This is a genomic window from Polynucleobacter nymphae (assembly GCF_018882155.1).
Taxonomy (GTDB): domain Bacteria; phylum Pseudomonadota; class Gammaproteobacteria; order Burkholderiales; family Burkholderiaceae; genus Polynucleobacter; species Polynucleobacter nymphae.
Genome location: NZ_JACVPA010000001.1, coordinates 1,656,057 through 1,670,505 on the forward strand (window position 1 = coordinate 1,656,057; position 14,449 = coordinate 1,670,505).

The following is a 14,449-nucleotide window of genomic DNA, read 5'->3' on the forward strand; positions in this document are numbered from 1 at the left end:
TTAAGCGACTAGCCAACTAAGTAAAACAGTTTCATACTGCTAGCCTGATGGCGCTTATTCCACAATCCTTCATTGCCGATCTTTTAAATCGGGTTGACATCGTTGATGTGGTTGGGCAACACGTAAAGTTAAAAAAAGCCGGTGCAAACTACCAAGGTTTGTGCCCCTTCCATTCAGAAAAGTCCCCTTCATTTTCCGTTTCACCGACGAAGCAGTTCTATCACTGCTTTGGCTGTGGAGCGCATGGTTCTGCCATTAGCTTTTTGATGGAGTATTCGGGGCTTGGCTATGTGGATGCAATTGAAGATTTAGCGCGCTCTGCAGGTCTAGATGTGCCTCGAGAAGAGCGCACCGCAAATGATGTCGCAAGAGCGCAGCAAGCAATGGCTTTAAGTGAAGTCATGAGCTCGGCTGCTGATTGGTATCGTCAGCAGCTCAAAGGGAATACACGAGCAGTGGAGTATTTGAAAGGCCGCGGACTTACCGGCGAGATCGCAAAACGCTATGCCTTAGGTTATGCCCCAGATGGTTGGCAAGGTCTTGAGGCTGTCTTCGGACCTTATACCAATGATGAGGTCGCAAAGACTTTGGTGGAGGGTGGCTTACTCATTCAAGGGGAGCAGTCGGAAGGCTCGCCAGTAAAGCGTTACGACCGTTTTCGCGATCGCATTATGTTCCCCATTCGCAATCCTAAAGGCCAAACTATTGGCTTTGGTGGCCGCATTCTGGATCAAGGCGAGCCCAAGTATTTAAATTCTCCTGAGACACCACTGTTCTCAAAAGGCAATACGCTATATGGGTTATTTGAGGCAAGACAAGCGATCCGTTCACAAGAATATGTTTTGGTATGTGAAGGCTATATGGATGTGGTTGCACTTGCGCAATTGGGCTTCCCAAATGCAGTAGCAACCTTAGGAACAGCATGTACTGCAAACCACGTACGTATGCTGCTCAGACAAACAGACAAAGTGGTTTTCTCATTTGATGGTGACTCTGCTGGTCAACGTGCAGCACAGCGTGCGCTTGAGGCGTGTTTGCCACTCATGTCTGACGATAAAGAAATTCGTTTCCTATTCTTGCCAACTGAACATGATCCCGATAGCTATGTGCGCGCTTATGGGGCGACTGCCTTTGAAAAAGTGATTAAAGAGGCAATGTCAATCTCGAGCTTCTTCTTTAAGGTGGTGAGCGAAGCGCATGAGCTCACTACTCCAGAGGGTAGGGCGCATACGCATCATGCTGCCAAGCCATTATTGCTGTCTATGCCACCAATTGCATTGCGCACTCAGATTTTGCGTGAGCTAGCAATTCGAACAAACACCACGCCAGCAGAGCTTGAAGCTTTCTGCGGCCTAACAGTAGCACCAGCTCCCTTACAGCAAGCAAGATCGCAAAATAATCCGAATAATTTTCCTAGCAGCAATAGGCAAGGCGCACCTTGGCAGGCCTCTAAAGGTTCTGCAAAACGCGTTGCTACACAAAACATTGAACCACCAAAAGCGCCTACTGATTTAGCTGAGCAAATGTTGCGTGTGCTGATTCAGTTCCCCCATTTAGGTAAAGCGCTGGATCCTAATCAGCGCACACTCGCTCTTAAAGCTGCGGAGCAAAGATCAGAAAAAGCACTCGCCCTCATGCAAGACCTTTTATCCCAATGTGACTTAGTTGAGCTGATTCCTGATGAGGACGGCAAGAATGCAACTGTCGGTGCTGGCGCTTTTGCCATGTTCCAGGATCAGCTATCGCGCAGTGAATTTGCCCCTTCATACGAAGTGCTGAGAAATCGGGTCATGGGTTCTGATGTAGAGCTGAATGGCGCTAAGGCAGACTTAGATGGTGCCTTTAAAAAGCTGGAGTTAACCTATCTAAAACAAGAAATGACCGCAATCACTCAAAAGATTGCTGGCAATACTGCTAACGACCAAGATCGGGCTAGATATCGTGAATTGGGCGAGAAACTGAAATTCTCCTAAGAATTTACGCATTCACCGCTAGGAATCCCCTGAAATTGCCCCATATTTTTAGCTAATTGGGGGCTAAAAAAGTCCTAATCGACTATAATCCTCTGTTCCCAAGAAAAAAATGAATTAATTCAGCTACTTGCGCTTTATTTTGATGAAATTTGGGGCAAGTGAACTACGGGGCTGTACTTAATCAGTCGATATCCATAACAGTAATGTGAGTAAGCGCTAATAAATGCCTAATACCAAGACCAAAAAACCCGCCAAACCAGTAGCCAAAAAAGCGAAAGCTCCAGCTAAACCAGTGAAAGCTGCTGCTAAGCCAAAAGCAAAGGTTGCTGCTAAACCAGTAGCCAAAAAAGCGAAAGCTCCAGCTAAACCAGTGAAAGCTGCTGCTAAGCCAAAAGCAAAGGTCGCTGCTAAACCAGTAGCCAAAAAAGGGAAAGCTCCAGCTAAACCAGTGAAAGCTGCTGCCAAACCAGTAGCTAAAAAAGCTGCTACTAAGCCAGCGCCCAAAACGAAGGCTGCTGCCAAGCCTGCAAAAACTGTAAAGACAACTGCAAAACCAGTGAAGGCTGCTACTAAGCCAGCGCCTACAAAAGCCACGAAGCTTGAGGCAGCAAAAAAAGTGAAGGCCTCTGCAGCGCCAAAAGTTGAAGAAATCAAAGGTAAAAAGGCGAAGGCGCAAGACGCTGCTGCTCCGGTAGTTGAGGAAGAGAAAAAGCGTGGTCGTAAAGCAAAAGCTGAAGTTCCTGCTGATGGTGCTGAGCCAGTATTAACAGATCGTCAAAAAGCGCGTGAGCGTAAAGCAAAAGAGAAAGCGCTCTTAAAAGAATTTGCCGCCCAGCAATTGGGTACAGAAGAACAGCAGGAGTTACGTCGTGCTCGTTTGAAAACCTTAATCAAGATGGGCATGTCCAAGGGTTACTTAACCCATGGTGAAATGAATGACGTGATGTCTGATGAGTTATCTGATGCGGATGCATTAGAGACTTTAATTAGCCTATTAAATGACATTGGTATCACTGTTTATGAGCAGGCTCCAGACGCAGAAACATTAATTCTGTCTGACAACACGGAAGCTGCGGCTTCTGAAGAAGAGGCTGAAGAAAAGGCTGAAGCAGCCCTCTCTACGGTTGATTCAGAATTTGGTCGTACTACCGATCCAGTCCGTATGTATATGCGCGAGATGGGTACTGTAGATCTTCTGACTCGCGAAGGCGAGATTGTGATTGCGAAGAAGATTGAGGCTGGCCTAAAAGATATGGTGATGGCCCTAGCTGCTTGCCCAGTTACGATTGGCGAAATCCTGAGTAACGCTGAAAAGATTGCAACTGGCGAGATGGAGATTGATCAGTTTGTGGATGGTTTAGTAGATCCCAATGCTGAAGATATTAAGTTGGGACCTGAGGAGCCAGAGATTGACCCTGACGCTGAAGAAGGTGAAACAGAGGGCGAGGATGAAGGTGGTGGCGCGGCTGCAACAGCCAATGCTAAACAACTCGAAGAGTTAAAACAAATCTCTCTCGAGAAATTTGCTATTGTTCGCACTCAATCCGACAAAATGCGTCGTGCCTTTGATAAAGAGGGTTACAACTGCCCAGCCTATATCAAGGCGCAAGATCTGATTCGTGGCGAGCTATTGGGTTTCCGCTTAACTGCCAAGAGTGTTGAGAAGTTGTGCGACACCATGCGCTCCCAAGTAGACCAAGTATGGAAGCTTGAGCGAGGCATCGTCAGTTTGTTAGTGGATAAAGTTGGCGTCAACCGTGGTGAAGTATTAAAAGACTTCCCGAAGATGGCTATGAATTTGACTTGGACTGATAAGCTGCTCAAAGAGAACAAGCCATACAGTGCACTTTTGCAGCGTAATGTACCTGCGATTCAGGAACTTCAACAGAAATTGATTGATATTCAGACTCGTGTAGTTATTCCATTGCCAGAGTTAAAAGAAGTTAATAAGCAGATGACTGCGGGTGAGAAGCGTACCCGTGAGGCTAAGCGTGAGATGACTGTAGCTAACTTACGTTTGGTAATCTCCATTGCGAAGAAATACACTAACCGTGGTTTGCAGTTTTTAGACTTGATTCAAGAAGGCAATATCGGCTTGATGAAGGCGGTAGATAAGTTTGAATACCGTCGCGGTTATAAGTTCTCTACTTATGCAACCTGGTGGATTCGTCAGGCAATTACCCGTTCTATTGCTGACCAAGCACGTACGATCCGTATTCCGGTTCACATGATTGAGACTATCAATAAGATGAACCGCATCAGCCGTCAGATCTTGCAAGAGACTGGTCATGAGCCAGATGCTGCAACCTTGGCGCTGAAGATGGAGATTCCGGAAGACAAGATTCGTAAGATCATGAAGATTGCTAAAGAGCCAATCTCCATGGAGACGCCAATTGGCGACGATGAAGATTCTCATTTAGGTGACTTCATTGAAGATGGTAATACCTTGGCCCCAGCCGAAGCAGCCCTGCATGAATCCATGCGTGACGTTGTCAAGGATGTTCTGGATTCATTAACACCGCGTGAGGCAAAAGTATTGCGGATGCGTTTTGGTGTTGAGATGAGTACAGACCATACCCTCGAAGAAGTAGGCAAACAATTTGATGTTACCCGCGAACGTATTCGTCAGATAGAAGCTAAGGCTCTGAGAAAAATGCGTCATCCAAGTCGTAGCGACAAACTCAAGACCTTCTTAGAAGAAGATTAAGAAGTCTAAAGTTTTTAGTCATCCGTTAACTGAGGATTGCAGTCTAAAAAAGGCATTCCCTCTAGAGCGAATGCCTTTTTTGCGTCCTAAATTACCCTTATAAAAGTTGTAAATAAACAACATGGAGCCCATATATTGTTTGGCTCTAAAAGAGGGGTGCAATTAAATACTTCCAAAAATTGTAACAATCTATTTACACTTGGACGGTAATCTTCAATGAGTTACGCCCAGTCAAAATAAGAGGAATAAAAGAAAATGAAAATCAAATTATTAGTAGCGGTTGCAGCAACGGTGCTTGCTAGTTCTGCAATGGCACAGTCAGCTTTTCAAGGATTCTATGGACAGTTAGCTACTGGATATGAGAGTAACTCAGCCTCAAATCTTAACTACACAGGCACACAATCTAGTCAGCCTAACGATACTTGGAATACTAGTAGCCAAACTTTTGGTGGCGCTGCATTGGTTCTTGGCGCAGGTTATAACTACTCGGTTGCACCTAAGTGGTTGGTAGGTGTTGGTATAGATTATTCTGCCTTGAGTCAAAAGAGTTCAGCCTATAGCTCAAGTGCTGGGTCGACAACACTAAGTGGATCTACTCTACAAACGTCTAATCGTTTTAACATTTTTGTGACCCCAGGGTACGAGATTGATAAAGACAAGTTGGTTTACTTGAAGGCGGGTTATAGCTCTGTATCTATTCAACAACAGACTGCAACAACTTATAAGAATGCTACCAGTAGCGGTCCACTAGTTAACACCAACTCCACATCAACCCAAGGCGGATATGTAGTCGGTTTGGGTTATAAGCAAATCATTACTGGCGGTATTTATGGATTTGCTGAAGGTAACTATATGAGCTATGGCAAGCCAAGTTTTTCTGTCACTCAAACAGACGGTTATAAACTGACAAGCAACCCAAGCCTGAATTCTTATCAATTACTCATTGGTGTTGGCTACAAGTTCTAATTAGTTTCAATTGTTTATTGAAGGCCACTGTTCGCAGTAGCTTTTTCATTTCTACCCTTGCTTTTTGGTATTCCCCTCAATCCTTTACAATCATCCTCTAGCCTTAATAACGATTTAGGGCCCATAGCTCAGTTGGTTAGAGCAGAGGACTCATAATCCTTTGGTCCCAGGTTCAAGTCCTGGTGGGCCCACCAATGAAATCAACGACTTAGGGAGAAATTCCTAAGTCGTTTTTCTTTCTGTGCCAGTGTGTAAGTAATTTCCACGCATCTTCCAGAGGAGCTCCAATAAAAATATGGATCTGCAGTTGGAGCAATGAACTGCTTATTAACTGAAGATTGCGGAAATTCCTGCTCTTGCAGTATTTCCATCTTCTCCATTCTTTACTCCAGAAACACCAACAGCGCCAATCGTATGTCCATCCACTACGATATTGACCCCGCCCTCTAGCATCATGGCTATATGAGGGGCGGATAAGAAGGCATGTCGTCCTTTATTAATCATGTCTTCGTAGGCTTGAGTCTCTCGCTTACCCATAGCAGCAGTACGTGCTTTTTCTTGAGCAAAATATGAGGATACGGGCTGGCATCCATCCCGTCGAATCAGTCCAAGAAGATGGCCTCCATCATCACAAACTGCTATGGCAACGATATGACCTTTTTCAATAGCGTATTGATTAGCTGCATCCAAAATATTTTGAACATTTGCCTGAGTTAGATAGGGCTTAGTGGGCATCATGATGAATTTAGGTCACAGGGGCTGGATTAAATAATGAAATCGCATTGTGTAATTTCCATTGCTCTGCAAAAGTTTTCTTACGGCCACTCGCTACCTCTAGCATCATATGAAATATTTCCCAGCCGATGTCTTCTATTGTGGCAGTACCATCTGCAATCTTCCCTGCGTTGATATCCATCAAATCATTCCAGCGTTTGGCTAAAGCGGTACGTGTAGCTACTTTAATGACAGGAACGGCAGCTAATCCATAAGGCGTTCCACGACCAGTAGTAAAAACATGCAAGTTCATGCCTGCTGCTAACTGCAAGGTTCCACAAATGAAATCACTTGCTGGTGTAGCAGCAAAAATTAATCCTTTTTGCTTAAGCTTATTGCCTGGAGCTAAAACGCCAGAGATTGGTGAGGTACCAGATTTAACAATTGAACCCATTGCTTTTTCGACAATGTTTGATAGCCCCCCTTTTTTATTGCCCGGCGTTGTATTGGCACTTCTGTCCACTTTGCCTCTTTTTAAGTATGCGTCATACCAAGCCATCTCATCAATCATGGCTTTGGCAACCTCTGGAGTCATTGCGCGAGAGGTGAGTTGGTCAATACCATCTCGTACTTCAGTTACTTCCGAGAACATCACTGATGCGCCGGCTCGAACTAAAAGATCTGTGCAAAACCCTACTGCAGGATTGGCTGTTACCCCAGAGAAGGCATCACTACCACCACACTGAACGCCAACAATAAGTTCACTGGCAGGTACAGTCTCGCGTTTGCGAGCATTAAGTCTTTCAAGATGGGATTCTGCAGTCTTCATAATGGAATCAATCATGGACATAAAACCAACATGGACTTCATCCTGTAGGCAAACTACATCTAGCTCTTCAGACGTATTACCAGCATTGATGGGTATGCTACCAGGTGGAAGCAATCTTTGAGGCTGAAGCTTTTCACATCCAAGGCTAACAACCATGACTTCGCCGCCAAAGTTTGGATTTAGACTAATGTTCCGTAAGGTGCGAATTGGGATATCAGCTCCATCAGCATCAATTGCTACTCCACAGCCATAGGTATGCTCAATACCGATCACATCATCGATGTTGGGATACTTTGGCAGTAGCTCGCTTTTAATTCTTTGTACGGCATAGTCAACTACACCAGATACACATTGAACAGTGGTGGTAATGGCTAATATATTTCTTGTTCCAACTGAGCCATCAGCATTGCGGTAGCCTTCAAATGTGAACCCTTCTAGCGGCGGCATTGGTGCTGGCTTGACTGTGGCGATTGGAAGATTGTCTAGTCCGCGTGCATCAGGCATTCTCAAAATCTGTTCACTCACCCAGCTTCCAGCGGTGATATCCTGAGCTGCATACCCAATCGGTATTCCATATCGAATTACGGGAGAGTTCAAAGGTAAGTCCACTAAAGCAACTTTGTGCCCTTGTGGCACATGTTCTCGCAAAGTGAGCCCAGACGAAAGTTTGGCTCCGGCCGGTAAACCACCATCGTTGGCAACAATCGCTACGTTATCGCGATCACTCATGCTGATAGTCAGCGGTATCATCACTTAGTCCTATTGGTTGGTATGGAATATATATTATGTGAGATTATTGCAGAAATGATAGCGCTATCAATTTACCTATGCAAGTGCCCTTATGAGTGAAAATGAGGTTAAACGTAGTCGTCGGAGTAGTGGAGCAATTACGCTTCATGATGTCGCTCGTTTAGCTGGTGTTTCCCCAATTACCGCTTCTAGGGCCATTAATAAGCCAGAACAGGTTTCGCCAGAACTATTAAAAAAGGTTGAGGAAGCCGTTTCTCGGACAGGTTATGTCCCCAACAGAATAGCTGGGGGTTTGGCATCCTCTAGAAGTAAGCTGATTGCCGCAGTTGTACCTAGTACTGTTATTTCTGTATTTAATGAAACTATTGAAGCGCTTAATAACACGTTATTTGATGCTGGCTATCAGTTGATGCTTGGCCAATCAGTGTATTCATCAACTAGAGAAGAGCTGCTCTTAGATTCTGTGATTGGTCGTCGTCCTGACGGCATTTTTTTAACAGGGGTGATGCAGCCGGGTAAAGGTCGTACACGTCTCATGGCTTCTGGAATTCCAGTGGTAGAAACCTGGGATTTAACACCGACCCCAATTGATATGCTAATTGGTTTCTCTCATACGGATATTGGCTTAGCAGTCGCCAAGTACCTATTGGTAAAGGGTCGAAAACAGTTTGCCATTATTCGTGCTGAAGATGAGCGTGCAGATCGTAGAACGATGGCATTTGATGCTGCCATTGCAGAAGTAGGGTTGCCTAAACCTTACGTTGTTAACGTAGGTGATCAGCGCTCCATTCGAAGTGGACGTGATGCCATGTTTAAGGTTCTTAAAAATGCCCCACAGACTGACGCTATTTTTTGTAGCTCAGACCTACTTGCTTTAGGGGCACTAACTGAGGCTAGGGCGCAAAAAATTGAAGTGCCAAAGCAGATCGCTATTGTAGGATTTGGCGATATCCCATTTGTAGCCGATATGCTTCCCGCCTTAACTACAGTTCGGATTAATGGTGGAAGAATTGGCCAATTAGCCGCGCAATACCTCATGGATAGAGCGGAAGGTAGAGAAGTCTCAAATCCACTCATCAATGTTGGCTTTTCGATAATTGAGCGAGATACGGCCTAAAGCATCGTAAAAACCCTAGATTGAATAGTTTGACAAGATCGATTGATATCGCTTATATTGCACCATATTTGGTAGCGCTACCATTAATTAATGGGTAGTCAATAAATCGGGGCAAACAATATGTCGAATGAAAAAATTGCTTTAGTAACAGGTGCTGGAAGTGGAATCGGCAAAGCGGTTGCTTTGGGCTTGCTCGAAGATGGTTTTAAGGTTGTTCTGGCGGGAAGAAGATTGGAGCTACTCGAGGAAGTTGCGCAATTAGCTAAAGAAAAAGGGCAAGAAGCTTTCCCCGTATCTGTAGATGTCAGAGACCCTACAAGTGTTGATCATTTATTTGCAGAGATAGAAAAAAAGTATGGTCGTCTAGATGTGGCGTTTAATAACGCTGGTGTTAATGCTCCAGCAGTCACTATTGATGAACTACCTTTAGAGAAATGGCAAAACGCTATTGATACTAATGTCACCGGTGTATTTTTATGTGCCCGCGCTGAATTTGGTTTGATGAAAAAACAAAGTCCTCAAGGCGGCCGAATTATCAATAATGGCTCAATTTCAGCACATACTCCACGTCTTTACACAACGCCATATACAGCAAGCAAACATGCCGTGACAGGGATTACAAAAGGCATTGCATTGGATGGAAGAAAGTTCAATATTGTTGCCAGCCAAATTGATATTGGTAATGCCCTTACAGAATTGTCCGTGCGTATGACTAAAGGCGTTCTTCAGGCTAATGGCGATCTTGCACCAGAACCCATGATGGATGTGAAGCATGTTGCTGATGCGGTTCGTTACATCGCTGCATTGCCACTCTCGGCAAATGTACTCAATATGACGGTAATGGCAAGTGCAATGCCATTTGTTGGTCGAGGATAAGAAAAAATGAAACCTACAGTCTTGCAACTTAGCCCAATTTTGATTCCATCAGTCAGTCAAAAACTCAATGAGCTATATGACGTTCATAAGTACTTTGAGATTGAAGATAAAGAAATTTTTATTGCCAAGCATGGTTCTTCTATTAGCGGTGTGGTGAGCGGTGGTCACACAGGAATCAGTAAAGCTTTAATGGAGCAGTTACCAAACTTGAAGGTGGTTGCAGTCAATGGAGTAGGGACAGATGCAGTTGATATGGCGTATGCCAAGAGTCGCGGTATTCATGTCACAGCAACCTTTGGTGCATTGACTGAAGATGTTGCCGATTTAGCTATTGGTCTTTTGCTTGCAACTTGTCGTAGTATTTGTTCGGGCGATCGATTTGTACGCGAGGGTAATTGGGTTAAGTTTCCATCCCCAACTGCAATTCCATTGTCACGTCGTTTTAGTGGTATGCGTGTGGGTATTGTTGGTATGGGTCGCGTAGGGCGGGCAGTAGCAATTCGTGCTTCGGCCTTTGGGTGCCCTATTCAATATACCGATCTACAGAAAATGGATGACTTACCATACGGCTTTGTTCTTGACTTGGTTGAGTTAGCGCATCAAAGTGATGCTTTGATCCTTTGCGCAGCTGCAGATAAGGCTGAGGGCATTGTGAATGCAAAAGTACTGAATGCTTTAGGCAAGGATGGATTCTTAATTAATATCGCACGCGGCAAACTGGTAAATGAGCCAGATTTAGTAGATGCGATTAAGACCGGAAAAATTGCAGGAGCTGGCTTAGATGTTTTTGTTGATGAGCCAAATGTGCCAGAGGTTCTTCTGAAGAATGATTCAATCGTAATGCAGGCTCACCGTGCAAGCGCTACTTGGGAAACTCGCACTGCTATGGGTAATATGGTTTTAGATAGTCTCGCTCAAGGTATAGCAGGTGAGAGGCCTGAAATGAGTCTTACTACATAAAGGGAGTCCACTTAAATGAAAGCTCAATTTTTAATTGCATTTCTTTTTATCTGTGGGTTAGCTCAAGCGCAGTCATACCCCAATAAACCGATCACTATCATTATTGGCTCGACTCCTGGCAGTACTAGCGATGGGTTAGCCCGAGCTATTGGTGTAGAAATTACCAAGGAAACTGGGCAGGCAGTTATTGTCGAGAGTAAAGCGGGTGCCTTTGGTGGAATTGCAGCTCAGTATGTGGCAAATGCTAAACCTGATGGTTACATCCTGTTTGTTACGACCAATACCACTCAAGCAGCTAATCCACATTTGATTAAAAAGCTTCCATACGACCCAATCAAGGATTTCAGTCCAATTACTAAGCTTGTGCAAGGCTATATGTTGTTGGTTACTAATCCTGCGTTAAAAGCGAACTCGGTGAGTGAGCTAATCGTGCTCGCAAAAAAAGAACCTAGAAAGTTAACTTTTGGTGCCGGTAGCTCTTCAGCGCGCGTTGCGGTCGAGTTGTTTGAAAAGATGTCTGGCACCGAGATGGTTTATGTACCATACAAGTCTAATCCTTTAGCGGTAATTGATTTAGTTGGTGGGCAGGTAGATTTAATGATTGTGGATTTAACAACGAGCCTACCGCAAGTAAAAAATGATAAGTTAAAAGCCTTAGGGGTTAGTAGCTTGACTAAATCTCCGCTGGTACCGACTTTGCCAACCATCGCTTCTGCTGGTATCCCGGGTTATGAGTTCTCTCACTGGAATGCTTTGTATGGACCTTCGGGAATGGATGCGGCTACGATTAAGCGTATAAATGAGCTGTTTATATCAGCGATGAAAAAACCTGCTGTCAAAAAGTTTGTAGAAGAAAATGGTATGGAGGTTTCAACAAGTACACCTGATGGATTATCAGTTTTTCAAAACGCAGAGTTAAAACGCTGGGGTCAAATTATTAAAGATGCCGGCATACAGCCTGAGTAAAAAGAAGAGTAATTTATCTTAATTAATAGCAAATCATCATAAATTGGAGACTCCAGTGTTTAAAAGTATGAGGGCTAGTAATGTAATTGCAGCTTTATTTCTTTTATTGGTAGCTTCTTTAGGGAATGCTCAAACTGGAAGCTTTCCTGATCGATCTGTGACGATCGTGGTTCCATTTCCGCCAGGCGGTGGAACAGACGCTGGTGCTCGATTGATTGCACAAAAGTTATCTACCCGCTGGGGTCAGTCCGTCATTATTGATAACAAGGCTGGCGCGTCTGGCATGGTCGGATCTGAATATGTATCTCGTGCAAAGCCAGATGGCTATACCTTGCTCATCGGCAATATCGGCACCTTCTCAATCAATCCATCGCTCTACAAAAAAATGCCTTACGACCCAGACAAGGCATTTGTGCCGGTGAGCATGATTGCAGAATTGCCATACTTTCTTTTGGTTACCCCAAGTGTGAAAGCTAATAATGTAAAAGAATTCATTGCTTTTGCAAAAGCCAATCCTGGAGCGGTTACCTATGCAAGCTCAGGTAGTGGGAGCGGTCCACATCTCGCGGGTGAGATGTTTGAAAAAGCAACCGGCTTAGACATGATGCACGTACCATATAAGGGCGGTGGTCCAGCAGCTGCTGATGTCATGGCAGGGCACGTCAATATGTATTTCTCAACCGTGCTGGAATCAATTGGTTCTGTAAAGTCTGGCAAGCTTAAAGCATTAGGTGCAAGCTCATTAGTCCGCTCACCAGCAATGCCTGAGTTACCAACTATAGCTGAGTCTGGTGTTCCTGGCTTTGATGCTGCTTCATGGATTGGAATCGCTGCACCAGCAGGAACCCCTCCAGTACTCGTGGATAAGATTGCTGCCGATATTAAAGCAGTGATCTTAGAACAAGATACAAAGCAAACACTCATTCAGCAGGGCGCTACACCTATGCCGCTGACACCAACTGTGTTTAAAGCAAGAATTGAAAGTGACCGACAAAGGTATGCAAAGGTCATTAAAGATGGAAATGTGCAAGTAGATTAATTGAATATTAAAAGAGGCCATTGTGCAATCAACTACATTACCCGCAGTTCTAGCTCCTGTCATTAGTCCTTTTAATAGTAATGGTCGAATTGATGTCGCTAAGCTATTAAAGCAATGTCAATGGCTTAAGGCAAATGATGTAGGCATAGCAATTTTTGGTACGAATTCAGAATCAAACTCTATTTCTGTAGCTGAGAAGTTGGAAGTATTGGAGAAGCTCATTATTGGCGAAGTAGACCCCAAGACTATGATGCCTGGGACAGGCGCATGTTCAGTTGATGAGACAGCTTTGATGACTTCAGCTGCAGTGAAGGCAGGATGTGCCGGAGTATTAATGTTGCCCCCTTTTTACTATAAGGATGTCTCTGATGATGGACTTTTTGCCTATTTTTCTGAGGTAATAGAAAAGGTTGGGGATAGCGCGCTTCAGATCTACCTATACAACATTCCCCCTATGACTAAGATTTCTATGAGTTTGGGGCTGCTAGAAAGATTGATTACGACTTATCCAAATACGATAGCGGGCATGAAAGATACGTCTGGTGATTGGTCATATACCGAAGCCGTATTAAAACAATTTGCACCACGAGGATTTAGGATGTTCGTAGGTAATGAATTATTTTTACTGCGAACTATGCGCGCTAGTGGATATGGTTGCATCTCCTCTATGGCTAATATTGATCCACGCAGAATTGCTTACTTGGCAGCGCATTGGCAAGATAGTAATGCTGAGCAATTACAGGCTGACATTGATACCCTAAGAGCTTGCTTAGTACCATTCCCAACCGTGCCAACTATGAAAGCTGTGATAGCCCGCTTTTCTAATGATCCAGAGTGGGCTAGGGTTCGACCCCCATTGGTTTCATTAACAACAGAGCAGCGTAAGCAAATGGCTATAGAGTTAGAAAAAATCCAATTTTCTGTTGATGGTCTAACTTGATCTTTTATTTATAAATCTAAAGAGCAAAACAGTATTGTGTGAAAGATGAGAATTTGCTTACACATTTGCTTACACACCGACACTGACCACCCGCAGACCCCCTGTTTATAAGGGTCTAACTTGGGCTTCTGCTCTCATAATCCTTTGGTCCCAGGTTCAAGTCCTGGTGGGCCCACCAATGAAATCAACGACTTAGGGAGAAATTCCTAAGTCGTTTTTCTTTCTGTGCCACTAAAGATTTATCCCTCTTCAGGTACTTGCATGATCTCTAGCTCACCAAAAATAAATGATTCATTTGTTAATAGCTTCCAGCCGAGATCAGGAAAAACATCTTCATAGTATTTAGAGTATTTAGGTGAGAGACCATTAAAAATTTCGGTCAATTCTTGCTCTTCTTGAGCATCAATTGTCTCAGAGAAAAAAATAACTTTTTCTGGGTTATAGGTTGATTCTACCAATGCCCCGGGAATGTCTTGAATGCAAATTGAACTGACCTGATTTTTAGTACCACTCCAGAAGAGAGGATTTTTGATAATCTTCACCTTAAAGGAGTGCTAAATATGGCAAAAGGCCAACGTCTTAAACCCGAGCAAATCGTCACCTTATTGCGTC

Annotated in this window: 12 protein-coding genes and 1 tRNA gene; 10 read left to right on the forward strand and 3 right to left on the reverse strand. The window is 44.1% G+C overall.

Features of this window, described 5'->3' with window-relative positions; all coding sequences use genetic code 11:
- Window positions 1-47: 47 nt before the first annotated feature.
- The 4 genes from dnaG (at window position 48) to ICN29_RS08550 (ending at window position 5,840) form a co-directional block, all read left to right on the forward strand.
- Window positions 48-1,973: a DNA primase gene (dnaG, locus tag ICN29_RS08535; RefSeq protein ID WP_216131794.1), complete on the forward strand. Its 1,926-nt coding sequence runs from the start codon at window positions 48-50 to the stop codon at window positions 1,971-1,973.
- Between the two features lie 223 nt (window positions 1,974-2,196).
- Window positions 2,197-4,680, forward strand: a complete 2,484-nt coding sequence (gene rpoD / locus ICN29_RS08540) for an RNA polymerase sigma factor RpoD (RefSeq protein ID WP_216131797.1) — start codon at window positions 2,197-2,199, stop codon at window positions 4,678-4,680.
- Window positions 4,681-4,935: 255 nt separating this feature from the next.
- Window positions 4,936-5,646 carry an outer membrane protein gene (locus ICN29_RS08545; RefSeq protein ID WP_216131800.1) on the forward strand — a complete coding sequence of 237 codons (711 nt, stop codon included), beginning with the start codon at window positions 4,936-4,938 and terminating at the stop codon, window positions 5,644-5,646.
- Window positions 5,647-5,763: 117 nt separating this feature from the next.
- A tRNA-Ile gene (locus tag ICN29_RS08550) sits at window positions 5,764-5,840 on the forward strand.
- Window positions 5,841-5,973: 133 nt separating this feature from the next.
- Here the strand turns inward: ICN29_RS08550 and ICN29_RS08555 are convergent.
- Entirely contained in the window at window positions 5,974-6,381 is a 408-nt protein-coding gene (locus ICN29_RS08555) for a GlcG/HbpS family heme-binding protein (protein WP_216132189.1), read from the reverse strand.
- A 10-nt stretch (window positions 6,382-6,391) separates the two neighbouring features.
- Window positions 6,392-7,939: a galactarate dehydratase gene (garD, locus tag ICN29_RS08560; RefSeq protein ID WP_216131802.1), complete on the reverse strand. Its 1,548-nt coding sequence runs from the start codon at window positions 7,937-7,939 to the stop codon at window positions 6,392-6,394.
- A gap of 91 nt (window positions 7,940-8,030) precedes the next feature.
- Here garD and ICN29_RS08565 point away from each other — a divergent pair, with 91 nt between their 5' ends.
- The 6 genes from ICN29_RS08565 to ICN29_RS08590 all read left to right on the forward strand — a co-directional run bounded on the left by ICN29_RS08565 (window position 8,031) and on the right by ICN29_RS08590 (window position 13,837).
- Window positions 8,031-9,056, forward strand: coding sequence for a LacI family DNA-binding transcriptional regulator (locus ICN29_RS08565; RefSeq protein WP_216131805.1), 1,026 nt, complete (start codon window positions 8,031-8,033; stop codon window positions 9,054-9,056).
- Window positions 9,057-9,176: 120 nt separating this feature from the next.
- On the forward strand, window positions 9,177-9,932 hold the full coding sequence (locus ICN29_RS08570; RefSeq protein WP_216131808.1) for an SDR family oxidoreductase: 756 nt from the start codon (window positions 9,177-9,179) through the stop codon (window positions 9,930-9,932).
- A 6-nt stretch (window positions 9,933-9,938) separates the two neighbouring features.
- Complete coding sequence (locus tag ICN29_RS08575) at window positions 9,939-10,892, forward strand: 2-hydroxyacid dehydrogenase (protein ID WP_216131811.1); 954 nt, start codon at window positions 9,939-9,941, stop codon at window positions 10,890-10,892.
- A gap of 15 nt (window positions 10,893-10,907) precedes the next feature.
- Entirely contained in the window at window positions 10,908-11,858 is a 951-nt protein-coding gene (locus tag ICN29_RS08580) for a Bug family tripartite tricarboxylate transporter substrate binding protein (protein WP_216131813.1), read from the forward strand.
- Between the two features lie 55 nt (window positions 11,859-11,913).
- A complete protein-coding gene (locus ICN29_RS08585) occupies window positions 11,914-12,897 on the forward strand; it encodes a Bug family tripartite tricarboxylate transporter substrate binding protein (protein ID WP_323482586.1) in 984 nt (327 codons plus the stop codon).
- A 22-nt stretch (window positions 12,898-12,919) separates the two neighbouring features.
- Window positions 12,920-13,837, forward strand: a complete 918-nt coding sequence (locus ICN29_RS08590; protein ID WP_369411653.1) for a dihydrodipicolinate synthase family protein — start codon at window positions 12,920-12,922, stop codon at window positions 13,835-13,837.
- A gap of 239 nt (window positions 13,838-14,076) precedes the next feature.
- Here the strand turns inward: ICN29_RS08590 and ICN29_RS08595 are convergent, their stop codons facing one another.
- A complete protein-coding gene (locus ICN29_RS08595) occupies window positions 14,077-14,379 on the reverse strand; it encodes a hypothetical protein (protein ID WP_216131816.1) in 303 nt (100 codons plus the stop codon).
- Window positions 14,380-14,449: the final 70 nt, after the last annotated feature.

Excerpts from the sequence above, each read along its gene's own strand:
- ICN29_RS08575 (WP_216131811.1), top strand. The coding sequence starts at position 9,939 with ATGAAACCTACAGTCTTGCAACTTAGCCCAATTTTGATTCCATCAGTC.
- ICN29_RS08580 (WP_216131813.1), top strand. The coding sequence starts at position 10,908 with ATGAAAGCTCAATTTTTAATTGCATTTCTTTTTATCTGTGGGTTAGCT.
- ICN29_RS08565 (WP_216131805.1), top strand. The coding sequence starts at position 8,031 with ATGAGTGAAAATGAGGTTAAACGTAGTCGTCGGAGTAGTGGAGCAATT.
- ICN29_RS08570 (WP_216131808.1), top strand. The coding sequence starts at position 9,177 with ATGTCGAATGAAAAAATTGCTTTAGTAACAGGTGCTGGAAGTGGAATC.
- ICN29_RS08545 (WP_216131800.1), top strand. The coding sequence starts at position 4,936 with ATGAAAATCAAATTATTAGTAGCGGTTGCAGCAACGGTGCTTGCTAGT.
- ICN29_RS08555 (WP_216132189.1), bottom strand. The coding sequence starts at position 6,381 with ATGCCCACTAAGCCCTATCTAACTCAGGCAAATGTTCAAAATATTTTG.
- dnaG (WP_216131794.1), top strand. The coding sequence starts at position 48 with ATGGCGCTTATTCCACAATCCTTCATTGCCGATCTTTTAAATCGGGTT.
- rpoD (WP_216131797.1), top strand. The coding sequence starts at position 2,197 with ATGCCTAATACCAAGACCAAAAAACCCGCCAAACCAGTAGCCAAAAAA.
- garD (WP_216131802.1), bottom strand. The coding sequence starts at position 7,939 with ATGATACCGCTGACTATCAGCATGAGTGATCGCGATAACGTAGCGATT.